At 36.3% G+C, this 15,161-nt stretch carries 14 protein-coding genes; 7 read left to right on the forward strand and 7 right to left on the reverse strand.

Annotation, left to right across the window (positions count from 1 at the left end):
• Positions 1–23: 23 nt before the first annotated feature.
• A complete protein-coding gene (locus tag NHE85_RS12045; protein ID WP_252812275.1) occupies positions 24–395 on the reverse strand; it encodes a PUR family DNA/RNA-binding protein in 372 nt (123 codons plus the stop codon).
• Between the two features lie 71 nt (positions 396–466).
• Complete coding sequence (locus NHE85_RS12050; RefSeq protein ID WP_252812276.1) at positions 467–2,224, reverse strand: ABC transporter ATP-binding protein; 1,758 nt, start codon at positions 2,222–2,224, stop codon at positions 467–469.
• Positions 2,225–2,420: 196 nt separating this feature from the next.
• Here NHE85_RS12050 and NHE85_RS12055 point away from each other — a divergent pair, with 196 nt between their 5' ends.
• From NHE85_RS12055 to yajC, 4 genes are all read left to right on the forward strand, one after another.
• On the forward strand, positions 2,421–3,524 hold the full coding sequence (locus NHE85_RS12055; RefSeq protein WP_252812278.1) for a Glu/Leu/Phe/Val dehydrogenase dimerization domain-containing protein: 1,104 nt from the start codon (positions 2,421–2,423) through the stop codon (positions 3,522–3,524).
• Between the two features lie 120 nt (positions 3,525–3,644).
• Complete coding sequence (gene nusB, locus NHE85_RS12060; RefSeq protein WP_252812279.1) at positions 3,645–4,562, forward strand: transcription antitermination factor NusB; 918 nt, start codon at positions 3,645–3,647, stop codon at positions 4,560–4,562.
• Between the two features lie 22 nt (positions 4,563–4,584).
• The gene (locus NHE85_RS12065; RefSeq protein ID WP_252812281.1) at positions 4,585–5,067 is read left to right on the forward strand and encodes a DUF1573 domain-containing protein; all 483 of its coding nucleotides are present in this window, start codon (positions 4,585–4,587) and stop codon (positions 5,065–5,067) included.
• Positions 5,068–5,070: 3 nt separating this feature from the next.
• A complete protein-coding gene (gene yajC, locus NHE85_RS12070) occupies positions 5,071–5,358 on the forward strand; it encodes a preprotein translocase subunit YajC (protein WP_252812282.1) in 288 nt (95 codons plus the stop codon).
• Positions 5,359–5,392: 34 nt separating this feature from the next.
• On the opposite strand, the gene NHE85_RS12075 is transcribed toward yajC, so the two are convergent.
• Together NHE85_RS12075 and pepT are read right to left on the reverse strand one after the other, a co-directional pair.
• Positions 5,393–5,974, reverse strand: coding sequence for a YdeI family protein (locus tag NHE85_RS12075; protein ID WP_252812283.1), 582 nt, complete (start codon positions 5,972–5,974; stop codon positions 5,393–5,395).
• A 7-nt stretch (positions 5,975–5,981) separates the two neighbouring features.
• Positions 5,982–7,220, reverse strand: a complete 1,239-nt coding sequence (pepT, locus tag NHE85_RS12080; RefSeq protein ID WP_252812284.1) for a peptidase T — start codon at positions 7,218–7,220, stop codon at positions 5,982–5,984.
• Between the two features lie 237 nt (positions 7,221–7,457).
• On the opposite strand from pepT, the gene NHE85_RS12085 reads away from it, so the two are divergent.
• From NHE85_RS12085 to guaB, 3 genes are all read left to right on the forward strand, one after another.
• A complete protein-coding gene (locus NHE85_RS12085) occupies positions 7,458–8,489 on the forward strand; it encodes a quinone-dependent dihydroorotate dehydrogenase (RefSeq protein ID WP_252812285.1) in 1,032 nt (343 codons plus the stop codon).
• A 95-nt stretch (positions 8,490–8,584) separates the two neighbouring features.
• Entirely contained in the window at positions 8,585–9,448 is an 864-nt protein-coding gene (locus tag NHE85_RS12090; RefSeq protein WP_252812286.1) for a hydroxymethylglutaryl-CoA lyase, read from the forward strand.
• A 107-nt stretch (positions 9,449–9,555) separates the two neighbouring features.
• Positions 9,556–11,028: an IMP dehydrogenase gene (gene guaB, locus NHE85_RS12095; RefSeq protein ID WP_252812287.1), complete on the forward strand. Its 1,473-nt coding sequence runs from the start codon at positions 9,556–9,558 to the stop codon at positions 11,026–11,028.
• A 75-nt stretch (positions 11,029–11,103) separates the two neighbouring features.
• On the opposite strand, the gene NHE85_RS12100 is transcribed toward guaB, so the two are convergent.
• From NHE85_RS12100 to purB, 3 genes are all read right to left on the reverse strand, one after another.
• Positions 11,104–12,996 (reverse strand): monovalent cation:proton antiporter-2 (CPA2) family protein, encoded by a 1,893-nt coding sequence (locus NHE85_RS12100; RefSeq protein WP_252812288.1) that lies wholly within the window; start codon positions 12,994–12,996, stop codon positions 11,104–11,106.
• A gap of 4 nt (positions 12,997–13,000) precedes the next feature.
• Positions 13,001–13,603, reverse strand: a complete 603-nt coding sequence (locus tag NHE85_RS12105) for an NAD(P)H-dependent oxidoreductase (RefSeq protein ID WP_252812289.1) — start codon at positions 13,601–13,603, stop codon at positions 13,001–13,003.
• Between the two features lie 159 nt (positions 13,604–13,762).
• Positions 13,763–15,109: an adenylosuccinate lyase gene (purB, locus tag NHE85_RS12110; protein ID WP_252812290.1), complete on the reverse strand. Its 1,347-nt coding sequence runs from the start codon at positions 15,107–15,109 to the stop codon at positions 13,763–13,765.
• Positions 15,110–15,161: the final 52 nt, after the last annotated feature.

Genomic DNA, 15,161 nt, shown 5'->3' on the forward strand with positions numbered 1-15,161 from the left:
AGTTTTTTGACGGGTTGATTTGATTAAATATCGTCAAAATTAACATCGGTAAAGCTTTCACTGGTTACAGCTTCTTCGCCTTTTTCGCCAAAGAGCTTTCTAAAGTCTTTTTGGTGTCTTTCAGAGATTACTTCTTCCCCTTTGTTGCTAAGTACATACGATGTCATTTCATCAAGTATGTCTCTAAAGGCAGCAAAATCTTCTTTGTAAAGGTAGATCTTGTGTTTCTTGAAGTGGAACGAACCGTCTTCTTCTGTAAATTTTTTACTTTCGGTAATGGTAATATAATAATCATCAGCCTTAGTAGCCCTTACATCAAAGAAATATGTCCTTCGTCCTGCCCTCAATACTTTCGAGAAGATCTCTTCCTTTTCAAGCATGTCATTTTCTCTCATAATCCTTGGTTCTTTTTATTTGGTTTATGTGCAAACCAAAAATCTAAAAAAAATCTAAATTAACCAACAAATTATTGCAATTCTTTTTCAGAAAGTTGTTTTAAATACAATTCTTTATAATATCCCGGTTCGTTTATTAGCTGATTATGAGTGCCTTGTTGCAATATTTCACCATCATCTAAAATTATTATCTTATCTGCATTTTTGGCTGACGACACCCTGTGACTTACAATAATAGTAGTTTTGTCTTTACAAAATTCAAGCAGATTATTAAGTATAGCTTCTTCTGTTTCAGTGTCTACAGCAGAAAGGCAGTCGTCAAGTAATAATATAGGTGCATCTTTTATCATGGCTCTTGCAATAGATACACGTTGTTTTTGTCCGCCTGAAAGTGTTATACCTCTTTCTCCCAATATGGTTTCATATTGTTTGTTAAAAGCTATAATATTATTGTGTACCATTGCTTTTTGTGCTACGCTAACAATTTCGTCATAGGAGGCTTCTTCTTTTCCAAATTTTATATTATTACTTATGCTGTCAGAAAACAAGAATGCATCCTGGGGTACAAATCCTATGCTGTTGCGTAAGTCGTAGAGGTTTAAATCTTCAACGTTTTCACCATCAACTGTTATAGTACCTTTATCAACATCATATAACCTGCTTATTAGAGAAAGTATTGTAGATTTTCCTGATCCTGTCCGGCCTAAAATCGCTAATGTTTCTCCTTTATTTACAGAGAAAGTCACATTTTTTAGTGCAGTTATATTGGTGTCATCATATGTAAAAGATACATTATTAAATGCTATATGTCCTAATACAGGAGTATGAATTTCATTATTGTTTTGTATATCGGGCTGTATCTTAAGAAATTCATTAATTCTTTTTTGTGAAGCCTCGGCTTCCTGAATCATAGATGATATCCATCCTAAGGATGCTACAGGCCATGTAAGCCGGTTTATGTATAGTATAAATTGAGCTATAATACCAATTTCAGCTATATTACCTTTAATATACATTATTCCCCCTACATATATTACTACAAGGTTGCTTATACCTATTAGTAGTATCATAAAAGGTCCAAAAAGAGCATTTACTTTTGCCAGGCTCAGATTTTTTTTAACACTGTCCCTTGAAAGTTCTTTAAAATCATCACCTTTTTGTTTTTCAAGCGAATAAGCTTTTACTATTCTTATACCTGAAAACATTTCCTGTGTAAAAGTTGATAGCTTTGACAAATTTTGCTGATAAAGAGTACTGCGCTTATTTATTTGTTTGCTTATCCAGAATATAGAGTACGCAAGTATAGGTAAAGGCAAAAGTGTATAAAATGTAAGCTTTGGCGAAATAGTAAACATGTGTGTAGTAATAACGGCAAAGCTTATAACTGTATTGAGAGCATACATAATGGCAGGGCCTACATACTGGCGTACACGGCCAACATCTTCACTAATACGGTTCATCAAGTCTCCGGTACGGTTTTTTTTGTAAAAACTGGATGAAAGATTTTCATATTGACGAAACACCTCATTTTTAAGATCATACTCTACATGCCGGGACATTACAATAAGTGTTTGTCGCATAAGGAAGGTAAGAAACCCTGCAATCAGAGTGGTTCCAATAATCATTAATATACTGGTTAGCAACTCAGATTGTACTTCTGCTGTTGTAGCAGTTCCGTTTTTAAAATTTTCAATAGCCGTAATTGAATCTTTAATATATTCAGGAGTGAATAAAGAGAAGATTTGAGCTACAATTGTTATTAAAATACCTAAAAGAAATTGAAATTTGTATTTTATAAAATATTTATTTAAATATTGAAGTTCTTTCATCTTATTAATTGAAATGCAATTTTATTATTTAGTTTAGTGTTAAAATACCTTTCTGTCAGGTTATATTTAACATGTTGAAAACACCTGCCTTTAATTATGGAATATGTAAAAAAAGACTTTTATTTTGTCTTATCTTAATATTATATGTAATTTTACAACCTGTTTTTGAATAAATTTCAAATTTAAAATTATTATTATGATAACAGAAGTTATTAAGGCTAACGAGCTTACTAAAGTCGATCCGGTTTTTGGACAGCCATCTTTTAATGACCATGAGCAGATCGTTTTTTGCCATGACAAAGATACAGGTTTAAAAGCAATAATAGGTATTCATAACACAGTTTTAGGGCCTGCTTTAGGAGGTACAAGAATGTGGAAGTATACTAACGAATGGGAAGCCTTAAATGATGTTTTGAGATTATCAAGAGGTATGACCTACAAGTCTGCTATTTCAGGATTAAATCTGGGTGGTGGTAAAGCTGTTATCATAGGCGATTCTAAGTTAGATAAGACCCCTGAAATGATAACAAGGTTTGGCCAGTTTGTAAACTCTCTTAGCGGTAAGTATATTACTGCTGAAGATGTAGGTACTACAACTGCTGATATGGATCTTATACGTGATGTTTCTCCTCATGTTACCGGTATATCTGTAGAAAGAGGCGGTTCAGGCAATCCTTCTCCTGTAACGGCTTATGGTGTTTATATGGGTATGAAAGCTGCTGCTATGCATCAGTTTGGAAGTGATAAGCTGGAAGGTAAAAAAGTATTAGTTCAGGGTACAGGCCATGTAGGTGAAACACTTATAGATTACCTTACTAAAGAAGGAGCTCTTGTTCAGATATCAGATATTAATGAAGCGAGAATGCAGGAAGTATCAGCCAAATATGGTGCTGCTATTTTTGCAGGTGATGATGTTTACAGTGCAGATGTTGATATTTATGCTCCATGTGCTCTTGGTGCTACAATTAATGATACTACTATTGATAAAATAAAAGCAAAAGTTATAGCTGGTGCTGCTAATAATCAGCTTGCTAACGAGGTTGTTCATGGTAAAATACTTCAGGACAGAGGTATTCTTTATGCTCCTGACTTCCTTATTAATGCAGGTGGTATTATTAATGTTTATTCAGAGATAGTAGGCTATGATTCAGCTGAAGCAATGAGGAGAACTGAAAACATATATAATACAACGCTTGAAATATTCAGTCTTGCTGAAACTCAGGGTATCACAACGCAACAGGCTGCTATGGCAATGGCCCAGAAGCGTATAGATGACAGGAAAAAAGAAACCGCTAAATAATTAGCGTACAAAAATATTATTCTTAATTTTGCGGAGCGAAAGAGTTATTCTTTCGCTCCCTTAATTTTTTAAAGTTCTTATAGACGGATGTTAAACAGAAGACATATTCGGGTTAAAGTGATGCAGTCAATATATGCTATGCATCAAAATGATTCAGACAATCTTGAAAAGGAAGAGAAATTCCTTTTTAATAGTATTGAAAACATTCGTGATTTGTATCTTATCATGCTTTCTGCACTGGTAGAAATAAGAAATAGTGAAGAAGATTTTATCGAAAAATCATCAAAAAAACACCTTGCGACTGCCGAAGAACGCAATCCTAACAAAAAATTTATTAATAATCAGGTACTTCATATGCTGGCAGAGAGTAATCCGCTTAATATTGCAATGGCAGACCGTAATATTAATAACTGGAAAAATAACGACGATTATATATTACTTCTTCTTGAAGATATTAAGAAAAGTGAGGTGTATCAAAACTACATGCACAATAACATCAATACCTTTGAAGAAGACCGTGATTTTGTAGCGGATCTTTTCACAGATGTTGTTGCACCTAACGAGAAGTTGTATGAATACCTTGAAGATAATAAGCTTACTTGGGTAGATGATATTCCTGTTGTAAATACACTTATAGCAAAACAATTAAGATTGGTAGAGCCGCCTAAAGAAGGAAAAGAAACATTTAATGTTCCAAGGCTTTATAAAGATATGGATGATAAAGATTTTGTAAAAGATCTTTTCCGAAAAACGGTATTGAATAATGTAGAGCTTGCAAAAGAATTTATAGATAAAACACCAAACTGGGATACTGAACGTATTGCAGAGATCGATGCAATTATACTTAAAATGGCTATTTGTGAGTTTCTTAAATTTCCATCTATTCCGGTTAAAGTTACAATTAATGAATATCTTGAAATTGCAAAAGAGTATTCTACGCCAAAAAGCAGTATTTTTATCAATGGAATTTTAGATAACCTTGTAAAAGATTATCAGGCTAATAATAAATTAATAAAAGCCGGAAGAGGCTTAATGTAAAACAGTTTAAATTTTTTAAGTTATGTTGAAAAAAACAGCAGCTATGTTTGCCATAGCGTCTTTAATGCTTACAGCATGCAAAAAAGAAAATGCAGCATTGCGTATTGATGATGAAACAGCTAAAAAAGCTGAAATTGCCCATGCGCAGTCAGGTAACCTTCCTGTAGCTAAATTTGAAAGCATGGAGTATGACTTTGGTACTATTACTGAAGGTGATAAAGTAGAGCACGTTTTTAAAGTTACTAACGATGGTACTGCAGATCTTGTAATAAGTGAAGTTAAGCCTAGCTGCGGATGTACTGTACCTGAATATACTAAAACGCCTATAGCACCGGGTGCACAGGGAGATATTAAAGTAATTTTTAATTCTACCGGAAAAAGCGGTAATCAGGAAAAAACAGTTACAGTAACACTAAATACTGAAAAAGCAACAGAAATTCTTAAATTTAAGGCAAACATCACACCTAAAGCGGGTGGTATAGGTGTTACGCCTGCAGCACACTAATATATGGGACAATTAACGCAATTTGCGCCAATAATTTTAATGTTTGTGGTAGTGTATTTTTTAATGCTTAGACCACAGCAGAAAAAGCAGAAACTTGAAAAAGAGTTTGAAGCTAATTTAAAAGTAGGAGACAAGATTATCACTAAAAGTGGTATTCACGGAAGAATAGCCGAATTAGCTCAGGACTCTGTTGTAATAGAGACAATGGCAGGAAAGCTTAAAATGGAGCGTTCTGCAATATCTCTTGATCTTAGTCAGAAACTAAATGCTCCTAAACAGGAAGTAAAATAAATAAAAAATCCCAATCGAAAGATTGGGATTTTTTTTATCTGTACTTATCATTAAGTCCTCTCCCTTCAAGTATCAGGGGCTTAATTTTTTCAAGCCTCGCTAGTATAGTTTCTTCCCGCTTTGCAGATTCTATAAGTTCTGCAAATTCTTTTTGTTTATAAGGAGAAAACTTATCGAAAGCTTCAGCTAATTCAGGAGATGCTTTAAGTTCGGTTTTTAGTCTCTCGGGAATTGTAAAAGCTTTCTTTTCAGGCTTTACGGCTAATCCGGCTTTTTCAACTTCAATAGCTTCGTGTATATATTCAAGTACCAGTTTTTCATCTACTTCTTCTTTAGAAGTGAAACGCCACTGGCGTAACGACTTGGTTACGCCTTCTTGCGCGTTCACTAATACTTTATTTTCATCTTTAAGAAAAACACCTTTGAAAAACCAAATGGCAAAATAGTCTTTAAATCCACCTATGCCAACTACGTTTTTGTTATTATACGTATAGGCTGTACCTCCCCATTTTATGGTTTCAGTCAGGCCGGTTTTGTTTATTATAGACTTTAATATATCTAATTCTTCAGGCCATTGACTGTTTTTGTCCCAAATGTTTTTCTTTTCAGACTCCATTGGCTTTTTACTTTTGTGCAGTCAGCTCGGCAATTTTAACAATAACCTCTACAGCCTTCTGCATGCTTTCCACAGGAACATATTCATATTTACCATGAAAATTATGCCCGCCCGCAAAAATATTTGGACAAGGTAATCCCATATATGAAAGTTGAGAACCGTCTGTACCACCACGTATTGGCTTAATAATCGGTTCTATACCAAGTTCTTTCATGGCTTTTTCTGCAATATCAACAATATGCATTACAGGCTCTACTTTTTCCTTCATATTAAAGTAAGAGTCTTTTATTTCGGCGGTAGCAATATCTCCGCCAAATTGCTCTTTAAAGCTATTGTTTATGTTGTCAGTGATTTTTTGAACTAACTGTTTTCTATCTTCAAACTTAGCACGATCATGGTCGCGAATAATAAGCTGAACAGTAGTTTCTTCAATGCTTCCGTTTAAGCCAACAACGTGAAAGAAACCTTCATAACCGGTAGTTTTTTCAGGAACTTCACCTTTAGGAAGTGCAGAGATAAAATCATTAGCAATAAGCATTGAATTGATCATTTTACCTTTGGCGTAACCGGGGTGTACGCTTTTACCTTTAAAAGTAATTTTTGCTCCGGCAGCATTAAAATTTTCATATTCAAGTTCACCTATCTGGCTGCCGTCCATAGTATAAGCCCACTCTGCACCAAATTTTGCTACATCAAATTTATGAGCACCGCGACCTATTTCTTCATCAGGTGTAAAGCCTACGCGTATTTTTCCATGTTTGATCTCAGGATGCTGAATTAAGTATTCCATAGCAGTTACTATTTCAGTAATACCTGCTTTATCATCAGCACCAAGAAGGGTAGTACCATCTGTAGTTATAAGGGTCTGACCTTTATATTGAAGCATATCTTTAAAATAGCCTGGAGAAAGTACTATATCAAGTTCTTTATTTAGAACAATATCACCGCCATCATAGTTATGTACTATTTGTGGTTTTACATTAGCGCCTGTAAAATCCGGAGTAGTATCAAAATGAGAAACAAAACCTATTACAGGAACTTCATGATCTACATTTGATGGAAGTGTAGCCATAATATACGCATTGTCATCTATGGTAACATCTTCCATGCCTATTGCTTTAAGTTCTTCTACAAGCTGATTGGCAAGATCCCATTGTTTTGCTGTGCTTGGTGTTGTGTCAGAGTTTGGATCAGATTCAGTATCAACAGTAACATAGCTGATAAAACGGTCTATAATATGCTGCATGTTTAATTTTTATTTAAAATGAAGCACAAATTTACGATTTTACAATATTTTTTATTGCATTTTCAAGAGTTTTATAATCATTTTATAATAAACTTTTGTGGACATATTTAAGACAAAAGAGAAAGTTCAGCGGATAAATTTATCTCAATCTTCTCATATCCGGTCATAATAACTTTTACAGTTTAATTTTTAATATGATATGTTATTCCTAAATTTGCAGCTACCAAACAATTTTATATGTACAAATCCTTAATAAGGCCGATACTGTTCCGTTTTGATCCGGAAAAAATACACCATTTTACTTTTTCCACAATTCGTTTTCTTGATAGTATCCCGGGATTTCCGGTACTGTTCAGATCACTGTATGAAGTAAAAGATCCGCGTCTTGAGCGTGAGGTATTCGGACTTAAGTTCAAAAACCCTGTAGGACTGGCAGCAGGTATGGATAAAGATGCGAAGATGTTCAAAGAGTTTTCAGACCTTGGATTCGGATTTATAGAAATTGGTACACTTACGCCAAAAGCACAGGAAGGAAACCCTAAAAAAAGATCATTCAGGTTAAAGGCAGACAGTGCTATTATTAACCGTATGGGCTTTAATAACGGGGGAGTACAGGAAGCTGTAGAACGCCTTAAAAAGAACCCTGCAGGAAAAGGACATGTACTTATTGGAGGTAACATAGGCAAAAATAAAGTTACTCCTAATGAAGAGGCAGTTAACGATTATGAGATATGCTTTGATGCACTATATGATTATGTAGATTATTTTGTGGTAAATGTAAGTTCGCCAAATACACCTAATTTAAGAGAATTACAGGATAAAGAACCGCTTACAAGGCTATTGCAAACGCTTCAGGATAAGAATGCCGTTAAACCAAAGCAAAAACCTATTTTACTTAAAATAGCACCGGATCTTACTAATGAACAATTACTGGATATAATAGATATAGTTAAAACTACTAACATTGCCGGCGTTATTGCTACCAATACCACTATTTCACGTGAAGGACTTGTATCTCCTGATAAAACTGAAATGGGAGGATTAAGTGGTAAACCACTTACTAAGCGATCTACAGAGGTAATCAGGTTTCTTTCGGAGAAAAGTAATAAAGCATTCCCGATTATTGGGGTAGGAGGGATACATACTCCTGAAGATGCCATTGAAAAACTGGAAGCCGGTGCGAGCCTTATCCAGCTTTATACAGGTTTTATTTATGAAGGCCCTGCACTTATAAAAGCTATTAATAAGAAGCTTTTAAAAGATGCATAAGGTACTTTAAGCCTGAATTTTTTAACAACAGCAATTACAAGTCTTAAAGAAAACGTTTTCGTAAATAGGTGAATTCTTATTATCTTTGAACCTTTATGGAAAAGATTAAAATTATTGAATGTCCAAGAGATGCCATGCAGGGCATCAAGGCATTTATACCTACCAATAGAAAAATAAGCTATATCCAGTCTTTATTAAGAATAGGATATGACACCATAGATTTCGGAAGTTTTGTATCACCAAAAGCTATCCCGCAGATGCAGGATACCGCCGAGCTGCTTGCGGGACTCGATCTTTCTTCAACCCAAAGCAAACTTCTGGCTATTATAGCAAATATACAAGGGGCGCAAATGGCAGCGCAACATGCAGAAATTCGTTATTTAGGTTACCCTTTTTCTATTTCTGAGAATTTCCAGATGCGAAATACCCATAAAACCATAGCAGAGTCAATAGTTACATTACAGGAAATATTAAACATTGCCGATGCATCCAATAAAGAAGTTGTTGCTTACCTTTCTATGGGGTTTGGTAATCCTTACGGTGATCCGTGGAATGTAGAGATAGTAGGAGAGTGGACTGAAAAACTGGCTGCTATGGGAGTAAAAATCCTCTCTTTAAGTGATACAGTTGGAAGTTCTACCCCCGATGTTATTGATTACCTTTTTGCTAATCTTATTCCTAAATATCCTGAAATCGAATTTGGAGCACACCTGCACACTACTCCTGATAAATGGTTTGAAAAAGTAGATGCAGCCTACAAAGCAGGATGCAAACGTTTTGATGGTGCCATACAAGGCTTTGGCGGATGCCCAATGGCTAAAGATGATCTTACAGGCAATATGCCTACAGAGCGTATGCTATCCTACTTTACCGCAGCAAAAGCAGATACCAATATGAACCCAATGAGCTTTGAAAGTGCCTATAACGAAGCTACTAAATTATTTGGGGAGTTTCATTAAAGTATAAATCATGACTATATGATCATAAAAATATTTTATGGTCTTATCTATTTTACAATTCCTAAAAAAGTGTTATATTTGCACGCAATTTAACTACAAATTGCAGCATGAAAGCACATACAAATAAAATCATCGGCGAAGGTCTTACTTACGATGATGTTCTGCTAGTACCTAACTACTCTGAAATATTACCTCGCGAAGTTAGCATTCAGTCTAAATTCTCAAGAAACATAACGCTAAACGTTCCTATTGTATCTGCCGCTATGGATACTGTTACCGAAAGTGCAATGGCTATCGCTATGGCACGCGAAGGCGGTATAGGGGTTTTACATAAAAACATGACGATCGATCAGCAGGCAGCTGAGGTTCGTAAAGTTAAAAGGGCTGAGTCGGGTATGATTATCGATCCTGTAACGCTTCCACTTACGGCTAATGTAGGCGATGCTAAAAATGTAATGCGTGAGTATAGCATTGGCGGTATTCCGGTAGTGGATGCAGACGGTACTCTTAAAGGTATTGTTACTAATCGTGACCTTAGGTTCGAAAAAGAAAACAGCCGTTCTATTCTTGAAGTAATGACTACCGAAAATTTGGTAACTGCCGCCGAAGGTACTACGCTACAGGTTGCTGAAGGCATTCTTCAAAAAAATAAAATTGAAAAACTACCTGTTGTAAACAACGATTACAAACTGGTTGGGCTTATTACTTTCAGGGATATAACTAAACTTACCCAGAAACCAATAGCTAATAAAGATAAATTCGGAAGGCTTCGTGTTGCTGCTGCTCTTGGAGTTACTGCCGATGCAGTTCAACGTGCAGAAGCGCTTGTAAATGCAGGCGTAGATGCTGTTATTATTGATACAGCTCACGGACATACCAAAGGTGTGGTAACTGTACTAAAAGAGGTAAAAGCTAAATTCCCTGAACTGGATGTAGTAGTAGGTAACATTGCAACTCCTGAAGCGGCACTTTACCTTGCTGAAAATGGTGCTGATGCTGTGAAAGTAGGTATCGGACCAGGTTCTATATGTACTACACGTGTAGTTGCAGGGGTTGGTTTCCCACAATTCTCAGCAGTTCTTGAAGTAGCTGCTGCTCTTAAAGGTACAGGTGTTCCTGTAATTGCAGATGGTGGTATTCGTTATACAGGTGATATTCCTAAAGCACTTGCTGCCGGAGCCGACTGTGTAATGTTAGGCTCACTGCTTGCAGGTACTAAAGAATCTCCTGGTGAGACTATTATATTTGAAGGAAGGAAATTCAAATCATACCGTGGTATGGGTTCTGTAGAGGCTATGAAAGAAGGTTCTAAAGACCGTTACTTCCAGGATGTAGAGGATGATGTTAAAAAACTAGTTCCGGAAGGTATTGTTGGTCGTGTACCTTACAAAGGAGAGCTTTTTGAAAGCATGCTTCAGTTCATTGGAGGTCTTCGTGCAGGTATGGGATACTGTGGTGCTAAAGATATACCTACACTACAGGAATCAAGCCGTTTTGTTCGTCTTACATCAAGCGGAATTGCCGAAAGCCATCCTCATAATGTAACCATTACAAAAGAGGCTCCTAACTATTCAAGATAAATCATAAGATAGTATAATAAATGAAAAAGGCATAAGAAAGAAGTTTAATAGCTTCGGTCTTATGCTTTTTTTTGTTTAATCTGTTGTTGCGTTATTTTCTTCCTGGCGCTCTTTTCTTAGAGCGGTACTTTCCCAGGCATGGTCATTAGCACCAAGTTGTGCATAAAGGTCATTACGTAACAATTGTTCCTGCATTTGAATTTCTTCCATAGCAGACATAAGGAAAGCTTTTTTATCATGACGCTTTTCTGCAAGCCTGAATATAGACTGTTCATCATATTTTATAAATCGCTGTCCCTGTCGCGTAGCTGTATAACGCCTGTGGCCCATTTCTACAAGTGCATCAACACCTAAGTGAACGGCACTGTACATATTTTCCCTGTAAAAGTCTTTTACGCCCATATCGACCAATTCAAAAGCATCACTGCGGTTTCTGGCACGTGCAAGTACTTTGAGATCAGGAAAATGCTTTTTTATCATCTCAACCACATCAAGGTTTACTCTCGGGTTGTCTATTGCAGCAATAAAGAGCTTGGCATTCTCACAGCCTGCTGCTTTTAATAGTTCTAGCCGTGACGCATCGCCATAATATACCTTGAACCCCATTTTTCTGAGCGAATCTACCCTGTCAGAGTCCATGTCAAGTACAGTTGCCGATATACCGTTTGTTTTTAAAAGGCGCACTATAGTACTCCCAAAGTTGCCAAACCCTGCAATAATTACATCGTTTTGCTCATCAATATTGTCAAAATTCTTTTTAGAAGGGTTTTCTTTAACCCCAAAGAAAGGATCTATCCATTTTTCATTTATAAGTAATAAAAATGGTGTGCCAAGCATGCTTATTGCAATAACCGCCATCATTTGGTTAGACAGTTCAACAGGCATAAGGTTAAGCTGTAGTGCAAAACCAAGAATTACAAACCCAAATTCTCCTGCCTGGCTTAATGCAAATGAAAAAAGTATATTCTGATCCTGGCTTTTTTTATAGAATTTCCCGATAGCCAGAAGAACAAAGAATTTTATAGTGTTAAAAATGGTGGTGAATATTATTATAAATGCCGGATCGGCTATTATAAGTCTAAAGTTAATAGACGCACCTACACCAATAAAAAATAATCCTAAGAGCAGACCTTTAAAAGGAGCTATATCTCCCTCGAGCTCGTGTTTAAACTCGCTATTGGCTAATACCATTCCTGCCAAAAATGCCCCTAAAGCCGGGCTTAATCCTACAATCTGCATCATGAAAGAAACTCCCACAACCAGTAGCAGCGCTGAAGCAGTGAAGAGTTCCTGAAGCCTTGTTTTTGCTATTATATGCAATAAGGGTACTATAAGGTAGCGTCCTCCTAAATATACCACGCCAATAGTTCCCAATACTATTAGTGTTTGTAACCAACTCTGTAGGTCTGATATTAACGACTTGTCTGTCTGTTCTGTAACAATGCTTCCATCGGCAAGCAATGGCAGAATGGCCATTATTGGTATTACGGCTATATCCTGAAAAAGCAATACTGCAAACGATGAACGCCCCATTGATGTTTTGCTGAGTCCCTTTTCCTTTAATGTCTGCATTACAATAGCTGTAGAAGATAATGTAAGAGCAAGGGAGATTACAAGTGTAGTGCGCCATTCCCAACGTAACACGAACGAACACGCAATAAAAAGCACTGCAGCCGTACCCACAACCTGCATAGTGCCCATACCGATAATAAAGCGGCGCATACGCCAAAATTTATGAGGCTCAAGTTCGAGACCGATAAGGAAAAGCATCATAACAACACCAAATTCAGCGAAGTGCATAATATCTTCTCCTTCCTGTCCGATTAAACCCAATACATATGGGCCAATTATAATTCCGGCAAATAGATAGCCCAATATAGAGCTTAAACCTATTTTTTTGGCAATAGGCACACATACCACAGCAGCAGTAAGGTATATAATGGCCTGAAAGAAAAAGCTTTCCTGCATAATTTTATCCTAATTGAGTTTTAAACCAGTCATTAAAGTAATGAAAACCTGTAAGTTCTTTTGGGTCAAAAGGTTTGTTTTCCAAATATTCCAGCACCTGCCCGTATAACTTTGCATATTTCTGATAACCATCTTCATTCATAGAATGTGTACCGTGTATTACGAAGGGCGGAAGGTATGTCATATTACATACTTTTGCCGTTTGGCAGAAGGGTTCCAGTAATTGCGGAATCGTGAAAAAATCGCGTCCGGTAGGGCTGTAGTTTTCTTTTCGTCCACCAGTAGTTATTGCTTGTAATAACAGTTTTCCTTTTAAGGCAAAGCCTTCTTTACCATATGCCCATCCGTGCTCTAAAACAATATCTATCCATTGCTTTAAAAGAGGAGGGCAGCTATACCAATACATTGGATGATGCCATATAATTATATCGTGAAGCATTAATAATTCCTGCTCCCGTTTCATATCAATATCGAATTCCGGATATTCCTGATAAAGGTCGTGAAAAGTAATATTTGGCGAGTCGGGTATATGACTTACCAATGCACTATTAGCATTCGATTTTTCGAATAAAGGATGTGCAAATAATATCAGGATTTTATTGGGCATAGAAAAGCCTGTTTAAATTTGTGTGAAACGTTGTTTTTAGTCTTTAAGGTAATATTGCAATATAACAAATATAATCCTTCAAGATTTTCTTGTTAGCCCTAAATATAGGGCTTTATACAGGTGTTTCAGTAAAATTTAAACAGGCTTTAACATTTATGGTTATATGCCTAAATAGTTTGCAGGAGTTATCTGCATTAGCTCAGCTTTTATATCATCATTTACATTCAGGTTGCTTATAAATGTATGAATAGCTTGTTTATTTATAACAGTATTTGTTCTTGTAAGGTCTTTAAGAGCTTCATAAGGATTTGGATATCCTTCCCTACGAAGTATAGTCTGAATAGCTTCTGCAACAACAGCCCAGTTCTTCTCAAGATCTTCAGCAAACTTTTCTTCATTAAGCAATAGCTTATTAAGGCCTTTTAATGTTGCTTCAAAAGATATTATTGTGTGTCCCATTGGTACACCTATGTTTCTAAGTACAGTACTGTCTGTAAGGTCACGCTGTAATCTTGATATTGGCAGTTTAGCGGAAAGATGCTCAAAAATAGCGTTTGCTATGCCCAGATTGCCTTCAGAGTTTTCAAAGTCAATAGGGTTAACTTTATGTGGCATTGCCGATGAGCCTATTTCCCCAGCTTTAATTTTCTGTTTAAAGTAATCCATAGACACGTATGTCCATATATCCCTATCAAGATCTATAAGTATGGTGTTGATGCGTTTAAGGGCATCAAAAAATGCTGCAAAATGGTCATAATGTTCAATTTGCGTAGTAGGGAACGAGTGTTTAAGCCCAAGAGTCCCTTCAACAAAATCGGCACCAAATTTTCTCCAGTCATTTTTTGGGTAAGCTACAAAATGCGCATTAAAATTACCCGTAGCGCCACCAAATTTAGCTGCAAAAGGCACATTGAAAAGTAAACGAAGCTGTTCTTCAAGGCGTTCTACAAATACCAGAATTTCTTTTCCTAAACGGGTAGGAGAGGCAGGTTGCCCATGAGTGCGGGCAAGCATTGATATATCTTTCCATTCTACGCTAAGCTCTTTTAGCTTGGCTATAACAGCAATAATCGATGGCAGGTATACATTTTCAAAAGCTTCTTTTGTAGAAAGCGGTATTGCAGTATTATTAATATCCTGAGACGTAAGTCCAAAGTGAATAAATTCTTTGTAAGCCTCAAGGCCCAATTTGTCAAAACCTGCTTTTATAAAATATTCTACAGCTTTAACGTCATGGTTTGTTGTTTTCTCAATTTCTTTTATCTGAAGTGCATCTTCGGTTGAAAAGTTTTGGTAAAGGTCACGAAGTGCACCGAAAGTATTTTTATCTACACCTGCAAGCTGAGGTAAAGGCAGTTCGCAAAGTGCAATAAAGTACTCAATTTCCACAAGCACGCGGTATTTTATAAGGGCTTCTTCAGAGAAATAAGCTGCCAATGGAGCTGTTTTGTTTCTGTATCTACCATCAATAGGCGATATGGCATTCAGTTCAGATAAATTTTGCATTGTTTTTAAGTGTCAAAATTAGAAGCCGCGAAGGTAAGAATTTTGAGGGGAA

This window comes from Flavobacterium sp. NRK1 (genome assembly GCF_024054175.1).
Classification (GTDB): Bacteria; Bacteroidota; Bacteroidia; order Flavobacteriales; family Flavobacteriaceae; genus Flavobacterium.